Origin of the sequence: Roseateles sp. (assembly GCF_039595295.1) — a bacterium.
Lineage (GTDB): Bacteria > Pseudomonadota > Gammaproteobacteria > Burkholderiales > Burkholderiaceae_C > Roseateles.
The window spans coordinates 90,689-109,130 of the sequence record NZ_JBCNLU010000017.1 but is presented as its reverse complement, the minus strand read 5'-3'; the positions used below and the strand labels follow the sequence as shown (position 1 = coordinate 109,130).

18 protein-coding genes and 1 tRNA gene are annotated in these 18,442 nt (G+C 65.4%); all 19 read right to left on the bottom strand.

What is annotated here, in order from left to right; all coding sequences use genetic code 11:
• Positions 1 to 1,743 (bottom strand): NADH-quinone oxidoreductase subunit L (gene nuoL, locus ABDW59_RS14415; RefSeq protein ID WP_343630521.1); only part of this gene is annotated, 1,743 nt, incomplete at its 3' end.
• A gap of 25 nt (positions 1,744 to 1,768) precedes the next feature.
• Positions 1,769 to 2,092 (bottom strand): NADH-quinone oxidoreductase subunit NuoK, encoded by a 324-nt coding sequence (nuoK, locus tag ABDW59_RS14410; RefSeq protein ID WP_067067116.1) that lies wholly within the window; start codon positions 2,090 to 2,092, stop codon positions 1,769 to 1,771.
• Positions 2,092 to 2,727, bottom strand: a complete 636-nt coding sequence (locus ABDW59_RS14405; RefSeq protein ID WP_343630520.1) for an NADH-quinone oxidoreductase subunit J — start codon at positions 2,725 to 2,727, stop codon at positions 2,092 to 2,094. Before ABDW59_RS14405 ends, nuoK begins: the two co-directional genes overlap by 1 nt.
• Before the next feature lie 77 nt (positions 2,728 to 2,804).
• Complete coding sequence (nuoI, locus tag ABDW59_RS14400; protein WP_343630519.1) at positions 2,805 to 3,302, bottom strand: NADH-quinone oxidoreductase subunit NuoI; 498 nt, start codon at positions 3,300 to 3,302, stop codon at positions 2,805 to 2,807.
• A 6-nt stretch (positions 3,303 to 3,308) separates the two neighbouring features.
• The gene (gene nuoH / locus ABDW59_RS14395) at positions 3,309 to 4,403 is read right to left on the bottom strand and encodes an NADH-quinone oxidoreductase subunit NuoH (protein ID WP_343630518.1); all 1,095 of its coding nucleotides are present in this window, start codon (positions 4,401 to 4,403) and stop codon (positions 3,309 to 3,311) included.
• Positions 4,404 to 4,416: 13 nt separating this feature from the next.
• Positions 4,417 to 6,750: an NADH-quinone oxidoreductase subunit NuoG gene (nuoG, locus tag ABDW59_RS14390; RefSeq protein ID WP_343630517.1), complete on the bottom strand. Its 2,334-nt coding sequence runs from the start codon at positions 6,748 to 6,750 to the stop codon at positions 4,417 to 4,419.
• Between the two features lie 22 nt (positions 6,751 to 6,772).
• Entirely contained in the window at positions 6,773 to 8,146 is a 1,374-nt protein-coding gene (nuoF, locus tag ABDW59_RS14385) for an NADH-quinone oxidoreductase subunit NuoF (protein WP_343630516.1), read from the bottom strand.
• 12 nt (positions 8,147 to 8,158) lie between these two features.
• Positions 8,159 to 8,656: an NAD(P)H-dependent oxidoreductase subunit E gene (locus tag ABDW59_RS14380; protein ID WP_343630528.1), complete on the bottom strand. Its 498-nt coding sequence runs from the start codon at positions 8,654 to 8,656 to the stop codon at positions 8,159 to 8,161.
• A 29-nt stretch (positions 8,657 to 8,685) separates the two neighbouring features.
• The gene (locus ABDW59_RS14375; RefSeq protein ID WP_343630515.1) at positions 8,686 to 9,939 is read right to left on the bottom strand and encodes an NADH-quinone oxidoreductase subunit D; all 1,254 of its coding nucleotides are present in this window, start codon (positions 9,937 to 9,939) and stop codon (positions 8,686 to 8,688) included.
• 3 nt (positions 9,940 to 9,942) lie between these two features.
• Positions 9,943 to 10,539, bottom strand: a complete 597-nt coding sequence (locus ABDW59_RS14370) for an NADH-quinone oxidoreductase subunit C (protein ID WP_343630514.1) — start codon at positions 10,537 to 10,539, stop codon at positions 9,943 to 9,945.
• Between the two features lie 21 nt (positions 10,540 to 10,560).
• On the bottom strand, positions 10,561 to 11,037 hold the full coding sequence (locus ABDW59_RS14365) for an NADH-quinone oxidoreductase subunit B (RefSeq protein WP_067067101.1): 477 nt from the start codon (positions 11,035 to 11,037) through the stop codon (positions 10,561 to 10,563).
• 128 nt (positions 11,038 to 11,165) lie between these two features.
• Positions 11,166 to 11,525: an NADH-quinone oxidoreductase subunit A gene (locus tag ABDW59_RS14360; RefSeq protein ID WP_067067100.1), complete on the bottom strand. Its 360-nt coding sequence runs from the start codon at positions 11,523 to 11,525 to the stop codon at positions 11,166 to 11,168.
• A gap of 285 nt (positions 11,526 to 11,810) precedes the next feature.
• Positions 11,811 to 11,895: transfer RNA gene (locus tag ABDW59_RS14355), tRNA-Leu, on the bottom strand.
• A 134-nt stretch (positions 11,896 to 12,029) separates the two neighbouring features.
• Positions 12,030 to 12,410: a preprotein translocase subunit SecG gene (gene secG / locus ABDW59_RS14350; RefSeq protein WP_343630513.1), complete on the bottom strand. Its 381-nt coding sequence runs from the start codon at positions 12,408 to 12,410 to the stop codon at positions 12,030 to 12,032.
• 34 nt (positions 12,411 to 12,444) lie between these two features.
• Positions 12,445 to 13,185 (bottom strand): triose-phosphate isomerase, encoded by a 741-nt coding sequence (gene tpiA / locus ABDW59_RS14345; protein WP_343630512.1) that lies wholly within the window; start codon positions 13,183 to 13,185, stop codon positions 12,445 to 12,447.
• A gap of 54 nt (positions 13,186 to 13,239) precedes the next feature.
• Positions 13,240 to 14,226 (bottom strand): NAD(P)H-quinone oxidoreductase, encoded by a 987-nt coding sequence (locus ABDW59_RS14340; protein WP_343630511.1) that lies wholly within the window; start codon positions 14,224 to 14,226, stop codon positions 13,240 to 13,242.
• A 28-nt stretch (positions 14,227 to 14,254) separates the two neighbouring features.
• Positions 14,255 to 16,393, bottom strand: coding sequence for a polyribonucleotide nucleotidyltransferase (gene pnp / locus ABDW59_RS14335; RefSeq protein WP_343630510.1), 2,139 nt, complete (start codon positions 16,391 to 16,393; stop codon positions 14,255 to 14,257).
• 293 nt (positions 16,394 to 16,686) lie between these two features.
• Positions 16,687 to 16,959 carry a 30S ribosomal protein S15 gene (rpsO, locus tag ABDW59_RS14330; protein WP_343630509.1) on the bottom strand — a complete coding sequence of 91 codons (273 nt, stop codon included), beginning with the start codon at positions 16,957 to 16,959 and terminating at the stop codon, positions 16,687 to 16,689.
• A gap of 182 nt (positions 16,960 to 17,141) precedes the next feature.
• A complete protein-coding gene (locus ABDW59_RS14325) occupies positions 17,142 to 18,380 on the bottom strand; it encodes a branched-chain amino acid ABC transporter substrate-binding protein (RefSeq protein ID WP_343630527.1) in 1,239 nt (412 codons plus the stop codon).
• Positions 18,381 to 18,442: the final 62 nt, after the last annotated feature.

The following is an 18,442-nucleotide window of genomic DNA, read 5'->3' as shown; positions in this document are numbered from 1 at the left end:
GAAGATCCGCGCGAAGGCCGCCGGGATCGCCGGGTAGACCATGTAGAACAGATACGAGACCACGACACCGCCGATCGCCAGCCACAGCGGCAGCGTCTGGATGCTGTGCATCGCCATCGCGACCGGGCCATGGAACTCCTCGCCCAGTTCGGTCATCGCGTGATGGACCGAGTGGTTGATGAAGATCGCGTCCTTGAAGAACTCGCCATGCAGCATCGGCTGGATGGTGAAGTAGCCGATGAGGACCGAGGGGACGGCCAGCAGGACCAGCGGGACCGTCACCACCCACGGGGACTCATGCGGGGTGTGGTCATGGCCGTGGCCATGATCGTCGTGATGGTCGTGCTCGCCCGGGAAGGGCTTGTGGTGGAAGTGTTCCTTGCCGTGGAAGACCAGGAAGTACATCCGGAAGCTGTAGAACGCCGTCACGAAGACGCCGGCCACCACCGCGAAGTAGGCGAAGCCCGCGCCCGGCAGGTGCGACGCCGCCACCGCCTCGATGATCGAGTCCTTCGAGTAGAAGCCCGAGAAGAACGGCGTGCCGATCAGCGCCAGCGAACCCAGCAGCGAGGTGATCCAGGTGATGGGCATGTACTTGCGCAGGCCGCCCATGTTGCGGATGTCCTGGTCATGGTGCATGCCGATGATCACCGAGCCCGCGCCCAGGAACAGCAGCGCCTTGAAGAACGCGTGCGTCATCAGGTGGAAGACCGCGACCGAGTAGGCCGAGGCGCCCAGCGCCACCGTCATGTAGCCCAGCTGCGAGAGCGTGGAATACGCGACCACGCGCTTGATGTCGTTCTGGATGATGCCCAGGAAGCCCATGAACAGCGCGGTGATCGCGCCGATGATCATGACGAAGTTCAGCGCGGTGTCCGACAGCTCGAACAGCGGGCTGAAGCGCGACACCATGAAGATGCCGGCGGTCACCATCGTGGCCGCGTGGATCAGCGCCGAGATCGGGGTCGGGCCTTCCATCGAGTCCGGCAGCCACACGTGCAGCGGGAACTGCGCCGACTTGCCCATCGCGCCGATGAACAGGCAGATGCAGGCCACGCTCAGCATCATCCAGCTGTCGCCGCCGAAGGGATTGGCGAAGCCAATCTTGGCCAGCTCGGCGGACTTCGCGAAGGTCTCGGTGTAGTTCAGCGAGCCGCCGTAGGCGACCAGCAGGCCGATGCCCAGGATGAAGCCGAAGTCGCCGACCCGGTTGACCAGGAAGGCCTTCATGTTGGCGAAGATCGCCGTCGGCTTGGTGTACCAGAAGCCGATCAGCAGGTACGACACCAGGCCCACCGCTTCCCAGCCGAAGAACAGCTGCAACATGTTGTTGGACATCACCAGCATCAGCATGCTGAAGGTGAACAACGAGATGTAGCTGAAGAAGCGCTGGTAGCCCGGGTCCTCTTCCATGTAGCCGATGGTGTAGATATGCACCATCAGCGACACGAAGGTCACCACGCACATCATCATCGCGGACAGGCCGTCGATCATGAAGCCGACTTCCATCTTCAGGCCGCCCAGCACCATCCACTCGTAGACGGTCTGGTTGAAGCGCGCGCCGTCGAGCACGGCACTGAGCGTCATGGCCGACAGGATGAACGCAATCAGGACGCCGAGGATGGTCACCGTGTGAGCGCCGCGGCGCCCCACCTGCTTGCCGAACAGGCCCGCCACGATGGCGCCCGCGAGCGGGGCCAGCGGCACCGCCAGCAGCAGGTTCTGAGAGAGTGTTGCAGACATTGTTTTTCTCGCTTCCTGACGCTCGTCAGCCCTTCAGGGTGTCCAGCTCTTCGACGTTGATGCTGCTGCGATTGCGGAACAGCACGACGAGGATCGCCAGGCCGATCGCCGATTCGGCGGCCGCCACGGTGAGGATGAAGAACACGAAGACCTGCCCCGCCATGTCGCCCAAATAATGAGAGAACGCGACGAAGTTGAGGTTGACCGCCAGCAGCATCAGCTCGATGGCCATCAGCAGCACGATCAGGTTCTTGCGGTTCAGGAAGATGCCGATCACCGACAGCGCGAAGAGGATCGCGCCCAGCGTCAGGAAATGCCCCAGCGTGAGGCTCGTAGCGACTGCGCCCATCATGCGGCCCCTTCGTTCTTCTCGACCGGCGCGGCCGGTTGCTCGACCGTCGCCGCGACCTTCACGATCTTCAGGCGCTGGGCCTTGGTGACCTTGACCTGTTGCGACGGGTCCTGGTGGCGCGAGTCCTTGCGGCCGCGCAGCGTCAGCGCGATGGCGGCGATGATGGCCACCAGCAGCAGCACCGCGGCGATCTGCAGCGGGAACAGGTAGTTCGTGTAGATCTGGACGCCCAGCAGCTTGGTGTTGCCCAGTTGCGCCATGCCCGGGATCTCGGGTGCGTCGCTGACGCGGAAGCCGCCCATCAGGATCGCGGCCATCTCCAGCGCGATCAACGCGCCGATCAGGCCGGCCACGGGCATGTGCTTCCAGATGCTTTCACGCACCTGCGTGGACTCGAAGTCCAGCATCATGACCACGAACAGGAACAGCACCATGACGGCGCCGATGTAGACCAGCACCAGCGTGATGGCCAGGAATTCCGCCTTCAGCAGCATCCACACGCAGGACGCGTTGAAGAAGGCCAGGATCAGGAAGAGAGCGGAGTGGACGGTGCTCTTCGCCGTGATGACGCGGAAAGCCGACGCCAGCAGCACGAACGAAAAAACGTAGAACAGCGCGGTAGTGATATCCATGCGGGTTCCTGCAAGCAGGCCGCCGGTCGCGGTCCCCTCCCCTCGCGCGGACGCGAGTCGAGCGGACCGCTGACCGGTCAGCGGTACTTGGCGTCGGCCTCCTTGGTGGCTGCGATTTGCTTCTCATAGCGATCACCCACCGCCAGGAGCATGTCCTTGGTGAAGTAGAGGTCGCCACGCTTCTCGCCGTGGTATTCGAAGATGTCGGTCTCGACGATGGAGTCCACCGGGCAGCTTTCCTCGCAGAAGCCGCAGAAGATGCACTTGGTCAGGTCGATGTCGTAGCGGGTCGTGCGGCGCGAGCCGTCGGCGCGCACGTCCGATTCGATCGTGATCGCCATGGCGGGGCAGACGGCCTCGCACAGTTTGCAGGCGATGCAGCGCTCTTCGCCGTTTTCATAGCGGCGCAGCGCGTGCAGACCGCGGAAGCGAGGAGACAGCGGGGTCTTCTCTTCCGGGAACTGCACCGTGATGTTCTTCGAGAGGAAATGCCGGCCGGTCAGGGCCATGCCCTTGAACAGCTCGGTGAGCATGAAGCTCTTGATTAGGTCCTTGATGGAGCTCACAGCGGACACCTCGGATTACTTCCAGATATTGAACGGGGACTGGATCCACAGACCCACGATCACCAGCCAGATCAGCGTGATCGGGATGAAGATCTTCCAGCCCAGACGCATGATCTGGTCATAGCGGTAGCGCGGGAACGTGGCGCGCACCCACAGGAAGCAGGTCACGACGCAGAAGGTCTTGAAGAACAGCCAGAACCAGTTCCAGAAGGCCATCGTCTGTTGAATGAACGACGGGGTGTCCATGCCCAGCAGCGACCACGAGATCGGGGCCGACCAGCCGCCCAGGAACATGACCACGGCCAGCGCCGACACGAGGATCATGTTGGCGTACTCGGCCAGGAAGAACATCGCGAAGGACATGCCCGAGTACTCGATCATGTGACCGGCCACGATTTCCGACTCACCTTCGACGACGTCGAAGGGGTGGCGGTTCGTCTCGGCCAGACCGGAGATGAAGTACACGATGAAGATCGGGAACAGCGGCAGCCAGTTCCAGGACAGGAAGTTCACGCCGTGCGACGCGAACATGCCATGCTCCTGGCCCATCACGATCGCGCTCATGTTCATCGAGCCGGTGACCATCAGGACGACGACCAGGCAGAAGCCCATCGCGATCTCGTACGAGACCATCTGCGCCGAGGCGCGCAGCGCGCCCAGGAAGGCGTACTTCGAATTCGACGCCCAGCCGGCGATGATCACGCCGTAGACCTCGAGCGAGGTGATCGCCATCAGGAACAGCAGACCGGCGTTGACGTCCGCGATGGCGGCGCCGGGGCCGAACGGAACCACCGCCCAGGCGGCCAGCGCCGGCATGATGGTCATGATCGGGCCGAGGAAGAACAGGCTCTTGTTCGCGGCGGCAGGGACGATGATCTCCTTGAAGATCAGCTTCACCGCGTCGGCGATGGGGGTCAGCAGACCGAAGGGACCGACACGGTTCGGGCCCGGACGGATCTGCGACCAGCCGATGGCCTTGCGCTCCCAGAGCGTCAGATAGGCGACGCAGCCCAGCAGGGGCAGCATCACGGCGATGATCTTGAGCAGGCTCCAGACCACCGGCCACAGCATGCCCAGCGCCGAGGCGCCGGCGTTGTAGAAGTTATCCATCGTCGTCTCGTCCTCAGGCCTTGGTCACGGCGATCGCGCCGCTCAGAGCGCCCAGCGACGCGGTCTCGACCACGCCGGCGGGAATGCGCACCACGGTCGCGGGCAGCGACGCGTCCAGCACCGCGGCCAGCACGGCCTCGCCGCCATCCTGCGTCACGCGCACCTGCGCGCCCTTCTCGGCCAGGCCGAGCGAATCCCACAGGGCTTGCGGCAGTGCGGCCGCCGAGGCGTCGCGACCGTCGCGGGTCAGCTGCAGCGAGGTCGAGCGGCGCACCAGCGCGTCGGTCGCGTAGATCGGGACCGAGCTCAGGCGCTCCAGGCCTTGCACCGGAGCGACGGCGTCCGACTGCGCGTTGATCGCGTTGCCCAGATGCGCACCCAGATCCAGCGAGGCCCCCAGCGCCGCGGCGCGGACCTGCTCGGAGCTGTCGAACTCGAAGCCTTGCAGGCCCAGCATCGTGCCCAGCACGCGCAGCACCTTCCAGGCCGGACGCGATTCGCCGCGGGCCTTGGCCACACCGACGAAGCTCTGCAGCCGGCCCTCCGCGTTGACGAAGCTGCCCGAGGTTTCCGTGAACGGAGCGATCGGCAGCAGCACGTCGGCGAACTCGACCACCGGGCCGGTCTTGAAGGGGCTCAGCACGACGACCATCTCGGCCGCGTTGATCGCCTTCTTGGCGGCAGCGGCGTTGGCGCCGTCCAGCACCGGGTCGGTGTTCAGCAGCACCAGGGCCTTGGCGGGCTGGTCGTTCAGCAGTTGAGCGGCGGAACGGCCGCCCTCGCCCGGCAGCGCCTTGACCAACTGAGCGCCCACCGTGTTCGCGGCGGCCGACAGCACGCCGACGCTGGCGCCGGTCTGCTCGGCGATCCACGAGGCCAGCGACAGCAGGGTCGCGGCTTGCGGGTGTTGAACCGCCGCATTGCCCAGCAGCACAGCCTTGCGCTCGCCCGACAGCAACGCGTCGGCGACCGCCTTGGCGGCGTCGGTGGCCTGGCCTTGCGCCGGAGCGCTCACGCCCTTGGACGCGGCGATCGCCGTGGCGACGTTGGCCAGCTCGGCGACCCAGGTCGAGGGCGCGGTGGTGATGCGCGCGGCGACGGGCATCAGCCAGTCATCGGCGGCGCCGCCCAGGGCCAGGACTTGCGCGCCGCGACGAGCGGCTTGACGCAGGCGTTGCGCGAACAGCGGGTGGTCCTTGCGCAGGAAGGAGCCCACGACGAAGGCGCGGTCGACCTGCGACAGCGACGCGATCGGCATGCCCAGCCAGAAGGCCTTGCCGTCCGCGGCGCGCAGCGCCGGGTCGGTCACGCGCAGACGCGTGTCGATGTTCTCGCTGCCCAGGCCGCGGACCAGCTGCGCCAGCAGATGCAGTTCCTCGACGGTGCTGTGCTCGGAGCCCAGCGCGGCGATCGCTGCAGCGCCCTTCTCCGCCTTGACCTGCTTCAGGCCGTTGGCGACGTATTCCAGCGCCGTGGTCCAGTCGACGGACTTCCACTCGCCGCCCTGCTTCAGCATGGGCGTGGTCAGGCGCTCGTCGCCGTTCAGCGCTTCATACGAGAAGCGGTCGCGGTCGGCGATCCAGCATTCGTTGACGGCTTCGTTCTCCAGCGGGACGACGCGCATCACTTCGTTGTTCTTGACCTGGACGATCAGATTCGCGCCGGTCGAGTCATGCGGGCTGACGCTCTTGCGACGCGACAGTTCCCACGTGCGGGCGCTGTAGCGGAAGGGCTTGCTGGTCAGCGCACCGACCGGGCAGATGTCGATCATGTTGCCCGACAGCTCCGAGTCCACGGTGCGGCCGACGAAGGTCTGGATCTCGCTGTGCTCGCCGCGATGCGCCATGCCCAGCTCCATCTGGCCAGCAATCTCCTGGCCGAAGCGGACGCAGCGCGTGCAGTGGATGCAGCGGCTCATCTCTTCCATCGAGATCAGCGAGCCGACGTTCTTGTGGAACACCACGCGCTTCTCTTCCGAGTAGCGCGAGGAGCCGGCGCCGTAACCGACGGCCAGATCCTGCAGCTGGCATTCGCCGCCCTGGTCGCAGATGGGGCAGTCCAGCGGGTGATTGATCAGCAGGAACTCCATCACGCCCTGCTGGGCCTTGATGGCTTTCTCGCTCTTGGTGCGGACGATCATGCCTTGCGTGACCGGGGTCGCACAGGCGGGCAGCGGCTTCGGAGCCTTCTCCACTTCGACCAGGCACATGCGGCAGTTGGCCGCGATGCTCAGCTTCTTGTGGTAGCAGAAGTGGGGGATGTAGGTCCCGGCCTTCTCCGCGGCATGCATGACCATGCTGCCTTCGGGTACTTCGACCTTCTGGCCGTCGAGTTCGATTTCAACCATAGTTCTTCTCAGCGGCTCCGGATCAGGCCAGCGCCGGCGATTGCGCCGTCGACGACTTGGAGTTGCTCTTCTGCGCCTGCTCGATCATGGCGATGAACTCGCCCTTGAAGTGCTTGAGCATCGCGCGCACCGGCATCGCCGCGGCATCGCCCAGGGCGCAGATGGTGCGGCCCTGGATGTTGTCGGCCACGGAGTTCAGCAGGTCGATGTCCTCGACGCGGCCCTTGCCATGGGCGATGCGCTCGATCACGCGGTGCATCCAGCCCGTGCCTTCGCGGCAGGGGGTGCACTGGCCGCAGGACTCGTGCGCGTAGAAATACGACAGGCGCAGCAGGCTGGTCACCATGCAGCGGGTCTCGTCCATCACGATGACCGCGCCCGAACCCAGCATGGAGCCGGCCTTGGCGATGGAGTCATAGTCCATCGTGCACTGCATCATCACGTCGGCCGGCAGCACCGGGGCCGACGAGCCGCCGGGGATGACCGCCTTGAGCTTGCGACCGCCGCGCACGCCGCCGGCCAGCTCCAGCAGCTTCTCGAACGAGGTGCCCAGCGGAATCTCGTAGTTGCCCGGACGCTCGACGTCGCCCGAGATCGAGAAGATCTTGGTGCCGCCGTTGTTGGGCTTGCCGACTTCCAGATAGGCCTGGCCGCCGTTGCGGATGATCCAGGGGACCGCCGCGAAGGTCTCGGTGTTGTTGATCGTCGTGGGCTTGCCGTACAGGCCGAAGGAGGCCGGGAACGGGGGCTTGAAGCGGGGCTGGCCCTTCTTGCCTTCCAGCGATTCCAGTAGCGCGGTCTCCTCGCCGCAGATGTAGGCGCCGAAGCCGTGGTGCGCATGCAGCTGGAAGCTGAAGTTGCTGCCCAGAATGTTCTCGCCCAGCAGGCCGGCCGCGCGGGCTTCCTCCAGGGCCGCTTCGAAGCGCTCGTAGACCTCGAAGATCTCGCCGTGAATGTAGTTGTAGCCGACCTTGATGCCCATGGCATACGCCGCGATCGCCATCCCTTCGATGACGATGTGCGGGTTGTACATGAGGATGTCGCGGTCCTTGCAGGTGCCCGGCTCGCCCTCGTCGCTGTTGCAGACGAGATACTTCGCGCCCGGGAATTGGCGGGGCATGAAGCTCCACTTCAGGCCGGTCGGGAAACCGGCGCCGCCGCGGCCGCGCAGGCCCGAGGCCTTCACTTCGGCGATGACCTGGTCCGAGGTCATGCCCTGCCCCTCGCCTTGGGCGAGGATCTTGCGCAGCGCCTGATAGCCGCCGCGCGCTTCATAGTCCTTCAGCGACCAGTTCTTGCCGTTGAGGCCCGCGTAGATCTGCGGGGTGATGTTGCGGTCGTGGAAGCAGGTTTCGACGCCGGTCGCCTGCCACTTGGAGAGATCGATGTGCTGCATCGTCGCGTTCCCTCAGTTCTTGTTGGCGGCATGGTGGGCGCGCAAGGCCTCCACCAGCTCATCCAGACGCTCGGCGCTCATGAAGCTCAGCATCTGGCGGTCGTTGACCAGCATCACGGGCGAGTCGGCGCAGGCACCCAGGCACTCGCTCTGCTGCACGGTGAAGAGACCGTCGCTCGTCGTGCCGCCGGCCTCGACACCCAGCTTCGTGCACAGGTGGTCCAGCGCCTTCTGGCCGTCGCGCAGCTGGCACGGGAGGTTGGTGCAGACGTTCAGCTTGAACACGCCCAGCTTGCGCTGGTTGTACATGTTGTAGAAGGTCGTGACCTCGTAGACGGCGATGGCCGGCATGCCCAGATAGTCGGCGATCGCATCTTCCGCCTCGCGGGACACGAAGCCCTGCTCCTGCTGGACGATCGACAGACAGGCCATCACGGCCGATTGCGCCTGCTCCGCCGGGTACTTGGCGACTTCGCGCGCGAAGCGGGCCGCAGTGGCCTCGCTCAGGATGAATTCAGTGCTGCTCATCGCTTCACCACTCAACGGTCAATCTCACCGAACACGATGTCCATCGTGCCGATCACGGCCACGGCGTCGGCGATCATGTGACCGCGCGCCATCTCGTCCAGCGCCGCCAGATGCGAATAGCCGGGCGCGCGGATCTTCAGCCGGTACGGCTTGTTGGCGCCGTCGCTGATCATGTAGATGCCGAACTCCCCCTTCGGGTGCTCGACCGATGCGTAGGCCTCGCCCTCGGGAACGCGGAAGCCTTCGGTGAACAGCTTGAAGTGGTGGATCAGCTCTTCCATGCTGCTCTTCATCGCCACGCGCGACGGAGGGGCCACCTTGTGGTTGTCGGTGATGACCGGACCCGGATTGGCCTTGAGCCACTTCACGCACTGCTCGACGATGCGGCAGGACTGGCGCATCTCCTCCACGCGCACGACGTATCGGTCGTAGGTGTCGCCATTGGTGCCGACCGGGATGTCGAAGTCCATGCGGCCGTACACGTCGTAGGGCTGGGTCTTGCGGGTGTCCCAGGCGATGCCCGAGCCGCGCAACATCGGGCCGGTCAGGCCCAGGTTCAGCGCACGCTCCGGCGTCACGACGCCGATGCCCACGGTGCGCTGTTTCCAGATGCGGTTGTCGGTCAGCAGCGTCTCGTAGTCGTCGACGTTGGCCGGGAAGCGCTTGCAGAAGTCCTCGATGAAATCGAGCAGCGAGCCCTGACGGTTCTCGTTGAGCTTGTCGATCGCCTTCTGGTTCTTGATCTTGCTGACCTTGTACTGCGGCATCGTGTCCGGCAGGTCGCGATAGACGCCGCCCGGACGGAAGTAGGCCGCGTGCATGCGCGCGCCCGAGACCGCCTCGTACATGTCGAAGATGTCCTCACGCTCGCGGAAGCAGTAGATGAGGATGTTCATCGCGCCGCAGTCGATGCCGTGCGCGCCCAGCCAGAGCAGGTGGTTCAGGATGCGGGTCAGCTCGCCGAACATCACGCGGATGTACTGAGCGCGCTCCGGGACCTCGATGCCCAGCATCTTCTCGATGGCCAGGCAGTACGCGTGCTCGTTGGACATCATCGACACGTAGTCGAGGCGGTCCATGTACGGGAGCGACTGGATGAAGGTCTTGGTCTCGGCGAGCTTCTCGGTCGCGCGGTGCAGCAGGCCGATGTGCGGGTCGGCGCGCTGGATGACTTCGCCGTCCAGCTCGAGCACCAGGCGCAGCACGCCGTGAGCGGCCGGATGCTGCGGGCCGAAGTTCAGGGTGTAGTTCTTGATTTCGGCCATTTCTTACAGCCCGCCGTAGTTGTCTTCGCGGATAACGCGCGGGGTGATCTCGCGCGGCTCGATGGTCACCGGCTGGTAGATGACGCGCTTCTGCTCGGGGTCGTAGCGCATCTCGACATGACCCGACACCGGGAAGTCCTTGCGCATCGGATGGCCGATGAAGCCGTAATCGGTCAGGATGCGACGCAGGTCCTCATGACCTTCGAAGATGATCCCGTACATGTCGAACGCTTCGCGCTCGAACCAGTTGGCGGCATTCCAGATCGGGGTCACCGCGGCCACGGCCGGGAAGTCGTCGTCGGTCGCGAAGACCTTCAGGCGCAGGCGCCAGTTCTTGTTGATCGACAGCAGATGCGAGACCACGGCGAAACGCGCGCCTTCATAGGCGCCGTCCTTGTAGGCCGAGTAGTCCACGCCGCACAGGTCGATCAGCTGCTCGAAGCGCAGTTCCGAGTGGTCGCGCAGCAGCTTGGCAACGGCCAGGTAGTCCTTGGCCGCGACGGTGATGGTGATTTCGCCCAGCTCGCGCTTGAGCGCGACGATCTGGCCGCCCAGGACGGATTCCAGCGCCGCCTGCAGGGTGTCGAGTTTGATGGTCATGAGCTTCCTGCCTGACGCTGCTTAGCGCGCGATGGTGTTTTCGCGGCGGATCTTGGCCTGCAGTTGCAGGATGCCGTAGAGCAGCGCCTCGGCGGTCGGCGGACAGCCTGGGACATAGACGTCGACCGGGACGATGCGGTCACAGCCCCGCACGACCGAGTAGCTGTAATGGTAGTAGCCGCCGCCATTGGCGCAGCTGCCCATCGACAGCACCCAGCGCGGCTCGGCCATCTGGTCGTAGACCTTGCGCAGCGCGGGCGCCATCTTGTTGCACAGCGTGCCGGCCACGATCATGAGGTCGGACTGGCGCGGGCTGGGACGGAACAGCATGCCGAAGCGGTCGATGTCGTAGCGGGCGGCGCCCGCGTGCATCATCTCGACCGCGCAGCAGGCGAGACCGAAGGTCATCGGCCACAACGAACCGGTCTTGGACCAGTTCACCAGCTTGTCCAGCTGGGTGGTCATGAAGCCTTCCTTCAAAACGCCTTCGTTACCCATATCGATTCCAATCTTTCGAGATCCGGGGGTCAGGTCTTCACGCGGTGTTGACGCGAGCGCCCTTCCCTAACGGACACGCGCCCGAATCGGGCGCCGTGTCCTGAAGCTTTCACAGGCCGCCGGGCCTGTCATTCCCAGTCCAGCGCGCCCTTCTTCCACTCGTAGGCGAAGCCCACGACGAGGATGCCCAGGAAGATCATCATCGCCCAGAAGCCGGCCGGGCCAATCTCGCGCAGCGAGACCGCCCAGGGGAACAGGAAGGCGATTTCCAGGTCGAAGAGGATGAAGAGGATGGCGACGAGGTAGTACCGCACGTCGAACTTCATGCGGGCGTCCTCGAAGGCCTCGAAGCCGCACTCGTAGGGGCTGTTCTTCGCCGCGTCAGGGCGACGCGGGCCGGCCAGGAAGCCCAGCACTTGCGGGGCGATACCCACTCCACAACCGACAAGGATGAAAAGGATGACGGGCAGGTATTGTTCCAGGCTCACGACTTGCTTTCGTTGGATGCCAGGAAGCCGAGTTTGCCGCTTTCCAGTGACAAACACGATTCCCGGTGTGTCGCCGAACTTTGGCCGAGGCCGACCAACGATTCGGCAAAAGCAACGGGCGCGCCGCCAGCGATTATCAAACCGCTCACGGACCGCGCCCGCCTAGTTCTCCGGAAGATCGCACACGCGTTGCGCATGCGGTTCTCAGAGTACTTCGCCCTGCTTGATCTCGATCGATCCGGCTTTCCGGCTAGATCGCGAAGACCATGGCAGGCCGATTTATTCTGGTGCCGACGGCGAGACTCGAACTCGCACAGCTTTCGCCACTACCCCCTCAAGATAGCGTGTCTACCAATTTCACCACGTCGGCTTGTCGTCACTTTGCAGTGACCTTGTCTTGACGGCTCGCGTTTCAGACAGCCTCGAATTCTATACAGCTTTTTGAGCTCAAATAGAGATTCGAGACGATTTTGTCGATGAGCTTACGCCAGCCGCCCACGACTGTCAGTTCGACGCCGCGGAAGCAGGCGCCGCGGGAGCGATCGAAGCCCCCGGCAGCACGGTCGACGCCGGTGCCGAAGCGCCATCCGCCGCGCGCTGCAACAGCTGTTCGCCGGCCGACACACCACCACCGATGCCACCCTCGCGATGGCTGCCCATGTAGGCCAGCGCCAGCGTGGCGACGAAGAAGATCGTCGCCGCGACCGCAGTCGAACGCGACAGGAAGTTGGCGCTGCCGGTCGCACCGAACAGCGAGCCCGAGGCGCCGCTGCCGAAGGACGCGCCCATGTCGGCGCCCTTGCCGTGCTGCACCAGCACCAGACCGATCATCGTCAGCGCGGCCAGCAGTTGCAGCACCAGCACCAGATTCATCATCACTTGCATTGCTTGTTTCTCCAGGAACCCCAAACGCCGGCGCTTAGCCGGCGGCGCGGCAGATCGCCGCGAAATCTGCCGCCTTCAGCGCGGCGCCTCCGATGAGGCCGCCGTCGATGTCGGGCTGAGCGAACAGTTGAACGGCGTTGTCAGGCTTGACGCTGCCGCCGTAGAGGATCTGCATCTGATCCGCCTTCTGCGTGGCTGCGCGCAGCTGCTGACGCAGCAGTGCATGCACATGCTGCGCCTGCTCGGGCGTGGCCGTCAGGCCGGTGCCGATCGCCCACACCGGTTCATAGGCCACCACGATCTCGCCGATGCAATGCGTCAGCGTGTGGATGACCGCGGCGAGCTGGCGCTTGACCACTTCTTCCGTGCGGCCGGACTCGCGCTCCGCCAGCGTCTCGCCGACGCAGACGATTGGCGTGACGCCATGGGCCAGCGCGGCCTTGGCCTTGTCGGCGACCAGCTGGTCGCCTTCGGCGTGATAGGCGCGGCGCTCCGAATGCCCCACGATCGCATAGCGGCAGCCGAGATCGGCCAGCATCGCCGACGAGACCTCGCCGGTGAATGCGCCCTGCTCATGCGCCGAGCAATCCTGCGCGCCGTACGCGACCTGCATGCCGGTCAGCGCCAGCGCCGTCTCGGTGATGTAGGGGAACGGGACGCAGACCGCCACCTGGGCGTTCCACGGACCGGCCTCCTTCAGGCCCGCCAGCAGCACGGCATTGGCCGCACGGCTGCCGTGCATCTTCCAGTTGCCGACCACCAGTTTCTTGCGCATCAGATCAACTCCCTTGATTCCGAAAATCCCGAGCCCGCCGACGATCCCGAAGGATCACCAGCTCAGCACGATCTTGCCGACGTGCTCGCCCGATTCCATCAGCGCGTGCGCCGCGGCGGCCTCCGCCGCGGGCAGCTGCTTGTAGATGACCGGCGCGATCGCGCGCGAGGCCAACAGCGGCCACACCCGCTCACGCAGCGCGCGAGCGATGCCGGCCTTGAACTCGATCGGACGCGGACGCAGCGTGGAGCCGGTGATCGTCAGACGGCGGCGCAAGACCTGACCCGCATCGAACTCCGCCTTCACGCCGCCCTGCACCGCGATGATCACGGCGCGACCGTCGTCGGCCAGGCACTGCACATTGCGCGCGACATAGCTGCCGGCGACCATGTCCAGGATCACGTCGACACCGCGCCCATCGGTCGCCGACTTCGCCGCTTCGACGAAGTCCTGCTCGCGATAGTTGATCGCCACATCCGCACCCAGCGCCAGACAGGCCTCGGCCTTGTCCGCGTTCCCGACGGTGACCAGCACCGTCGAGCCCAGCGCCTTGGCGATCTGGATCGCCGTGACGCCGATGCCGCTGCTGCCACCGTGCACCAGCAGCGTCTCACCTGGTTGCAGGCGAGCGCGCTCGAACACATTGCTCCAGACGGTGAAGAAGGTCTCGGGCAGGCTCGCCGCCTCGACCATGCTCCAGCCATCCGGCACCGGCAGGCATTGCACCACCGGCGCGACGCACAGCTCGGCATAGCCGCCACCCGCGACGAGCGCGCAGACTGCGTCGCCTACCCTCAGACCGGCGGACGCAAGCGCCTGGGCGTCACCCGCCTCGACGATGCCGGCGACTTCCAAACCTGGAAGATCGCTGGCACCCGCCGGGGGCGGATAGGCGCCCTTGCGCTGCAGCACGTCCGGCCGGTTGATGCCGTAGGCCTGCACGCGGATCAGGCATTCGCCAACCCCATGGACGGGGTCGGCGCGCTCGATCAGCCGCAGGACCTCCGGTCCGCCGGGCTGGGTGATGGCGATGGCCTTCATGACGCGACGCGCGGTGCGACCTGGCGGATCACTCGGCCGAGCCTTCGTCGTGGCGAGGAGCCGGCGCCGGAGCGTCGCGGTCCAGAAGCGCCTTCATCGACAGCTTGATGCGGCCCTTCTCGTCGGTCTCAAGCACCTTGACCTTGACGATCTGACCTTCGCTCAGGAAGTCGGTGACCTTCTCCACGCGCTGGTGGGCGATCTGACTGATGTGCAGCAGACCGTCCTTGCCCGGCAGGATGTTGATCAGCGCGCCGAAGTCCAGGATCTTGGTGACCGGACCTTCGTAGACCTTGCCGATCTCGGCTTCCGCCGTGATCTGCTCGATGCGCTTCTTGGCCAGCTCAGCCTTGTCGCCATCGGTCGAGGCGATGGTGATCGTGCCGTCTTCGCCGATGTCGATCTGCGTGCCGGTCTCTTCGGTCAGCGCGCGGATGGTCGCGCCGCCCTTGCCGATCACGTCACGGATCTTCTCCGGATTGATCTTCATCGTGTACAGGCGCGGCGCGAACTGCGAGATCTCGGTGTTGGCCGAGCCCATCGCGTCGACCATCTTCTCCAGGATGTGCAGACGCGCTTCCTTGGCCTGAGCCAGCGCGACCTGCATGATTTCCTTGGTGATGCCCTGGATCTTGATGTCCATCTGCAGGGCGGTGATGCCGGCGGTCGTGCCGGCCACCTTGAAGTCCATGTCGCCCAGGTGATCTTCATCGCCCAGGATGTCGGTCAGCACGGCGAAGCGGTTGGCGTCCTTGATCAGGCCCATGGCGATGCCGGCGACGTGCGCCTTCAGGGGCACGCCGGCATCCAGCAGCGACAGGCAGCCGCCGCAGACCGAGGCCATCGACGACGAGCCGTTGGACTCGGTGATTTCCGAGACCACGCGGATCGAGTACGGGAAGTCTTCCTTGGTCGGCAGCACGGCGACCAGCGCGCGCTTGGCCAGGCGGCCGTGGCCGATTTCGCGACGCTTGGGGCTGCCCACGCGACCGGTTTCGCCGGTGGCGAACGGCGGCATGTTGTAGTGCAGCATGAAGCGCTCGGAGTACTCGCCGGCCAGCGCGTCGATGACTTGCGCGTCACGGTCCGTACCCAGGGTCGCGGCGACCAGCGCCTGCGTTTCACCACGGGTGAACAGGGCCGAGCCGTGAGCGCGCGGCAGCACGCTGTTGCGGATTTCGATGGCGCGCACGGTGCGCGTGTCGCGGCCGTCGATGCGGGGCTCGCCGGCGAGGATCTGGCCGCGCACGATGCGGGCTTCGATCTCGAACAGCAGACCGTCGACTTCCACGCCGTCGAACGCGACGCCTTCGGCGGTCAGGGCTTCCTTGACCTTCGAGTAGGCGGTGCGGCAGGCCTCGGTACGGGCTTGCTTCGAACGGATCTGGTAAGCGGCGCGCAGGCTCTCTTCAGCCAGGGCGGTGACCTTGGCGATGAAGGCCTCATCCTTGGCAGGAGCGGTCCAGTTCCAGGACGGCTTGCCGGCTTCGCGGACCAGGTCGTTGATCGCGGCGATCGCAATCTTGCCCTGCTCATGACCATAGGTCACGGCGCCGAGCATGACATCCTCGCTCAGTTGGTCAGCTTCGGACTCGACCATCAGCACGGCGGCTTCAGTGCCGGCGACGACCAGGTCCAGCTTGGAGTCGAGCAGCGCGGTCTTGCCCGGGTTCAGCACGTACTCGCCATTGACGTAGCCCACGCGGGCGGCGCCGATGGGGCCGTTGAACGGGATGCCGGAGATGGCCAGCGCGGCGCTGGTGGCGATCAGGGCGGCGATGTCGGCTTGAACTTCAGGGTTCAGCGACACGGTGTGCACGACGACCTGGACTTCGTTGAAGAAGCCTTCCGGGAACAGCGGGCGGATCGGGCGGTCGATCAGGCGCGAGGTCAGGGTCTCCAGCTCGCTGGGACGGCCTTCACGCTTGAAGAAGCTGCCGGGGATCTTGCCGGCGGCGTAGGTCTTCTCGATGTAGTCGACGGTCAGCGGGAAGAAGTCCTGACCGGCCTTGGGCGCGGACTTGGCGACGACGGTGGCCAGGACCACGGTGTCTTCGATGTTCACCAGCACGGCACCGGACGATTGACGGGCGATCTCGCCGGTCTCCATCACGACTTGATGCTCACCCCATTGGAAGGTCTTGACGACTTTGTTGAACATGCTCATTCGTGTTCTCCTCAGTTGAACGGCCGCTTGCGGCGCGGCGCGGGACCGGGAGTGAAGCTGGGTTTGGCGGGATGCCATTCCAGTGCGCCTGCCCTGCCGGGACACCCGGCAAGCGCGTTGGAATGACACAGCAGCGCCACGTCAGCCCGACTCCGTTGAGTTTGAGAACCGGCGAGTCGACCGGTTCAAGAACGTTTCGCGACGGCCTTGCTCAGCAAAAAGCGAGGCCGCGCAGAAACGACAAAGAGCCTGTTGGAATCAGACCAGACAGGCTCTTTGCTTTCATGCGCCGATTACTTGCGCAGACCCAGCTTCTGGATCAGGGCGGTGTAGCGGTCGGCGTCCTTCTTCTTCAGGTAGGCCAGCAGGCTCTTGCGCTGGTTGACCATCTTCAGCAGACCGCGACGGCCGTGGTGATCCTTGGCGTGCAGCTTGAAGTGGGGGGTCAGCTCGTTGATGCGAGCGGTCAGCAGAGCGACCTGGACTTCCGGAGAGCCGGTATCGTTGGCGCTGCGGGCGTTGGCCTTGACGATCTCCGCCTTGGCTTGGTCGAAATTGGTGGACATGTGCGTTCCTTGTTCCGGAATGATTCGGAAGGTCCGCCGGCATGGCCCAAGAGGCGTCAAGTGCGCAGACGGTTTCCGAGGTTGGACTTGCGGTCACAGGTGAAACCGACCCGTGCCGTGCTAGTTGTTCCTGGCCTTTCCCGGGGAGGTAAGGGCGAAAAACAGCGCGCAGTATAGCGGATTCAGAGGGGCCGGACCATGCGACAGCTCGACGGCAGCTCGGCCTGGGCCGGATCGAGGTAGCGCAGCGTGCGGAAGCCGTAGCCGGAACCCTCGTTGTCGTGGGGCGCGCCGGCCTCGCCCGCGCGGCGCATGATGCTGACGTACAGCGGCTGCTGGAGTTGATGATCGGACGGCCGCATCCAGCCCTGGTGCGCGACGCCCAGCGCGCGGCCATCCAGCCGCAGCCCCTCGAGCGCCCGCGCCACCGCCGCCGGATCGTCGCCGCCGGCCTTCTCCATCGCGGCGACCAGCATCTCGACCATCAACTGCATGCGCGCGTGCAGGTAATCGTCCTGCGGACGCGGGAAACGCTGACGGAAGGCGGCATAGAAACGCTCCGAATCCGCGGTGCCGGCGTTGGGATGCCACTCCGCGACCGCCAGCACCCGATCGACGCCCGCCTCGCCGAGCACGCCCGGCACGCCCAGCGCGTTCCCGTAGAAGGTATAGAAGCGCGTCGGCAGCCCCAGGTCCTTGGCCGCCTTGATCAGCAGCGTCAGGTCGTTGCCCCAGTTGCCGGTGAGCACCGCCTGCGCCCCGCTGGCGCGGATCTTGGTCGCGTAGGGCATGAAGTCCTTGACCCGCCCCAGCGGATGCAGCTCGTCGCCGACGATCTCCAGATCCGGCCGCCGCTTGGCGAGCATCGCCCTCGCCTGCTCACGCAGGTGTTGGCCGAAGCTGTAGTCCTGACCGATCAGATAGATGCGCTTGAGCGCCCAATCCTGCGCGATGACCTCGACCAGCGCGGCGAGCCGCATGTCGGTGTTGGCATCGAAGCGGAAGTGCCAGTAGCTGCATTGCGCGCCGGTCAGCGCGGGATCGACCGCCGCGTAGTTCAGGAACAGCGCGCGGCGCAAGGGGTCGCGCGCGTTGTGCTTGTCGAGCGCCGACACCAGCGCGCCTGCCACCGCCGAGCTGTTGCCCTGCAGGACCACGTGGATGCCTTGATCCGTCGCGGCGCGCAGCAGGGACAGCGACTCCTCGACCGAGCCCTTGCTGTCGAAGCGGACCAGCTCCAGCCGGCGCGCGCCGCCGGGCAGGTTCACGCCGCCGCGCGCGTTCACGCGCTCGGTCGCCCAGACGAGATTGCGAAAGACCGCCTCGCCGCCATTTCCGAGCGGACCAGAGAGGCCCTCGATCAGCGCGAGCCGGATCGGCGCCGTTGACCTTGCGGCCGCATCGGCGACAGGCGCGGCCATCACATCCGCGATCGGTGTCAGCGCCAGAACACCGATGACCACGGCGATCGCAGCCGTCGCAA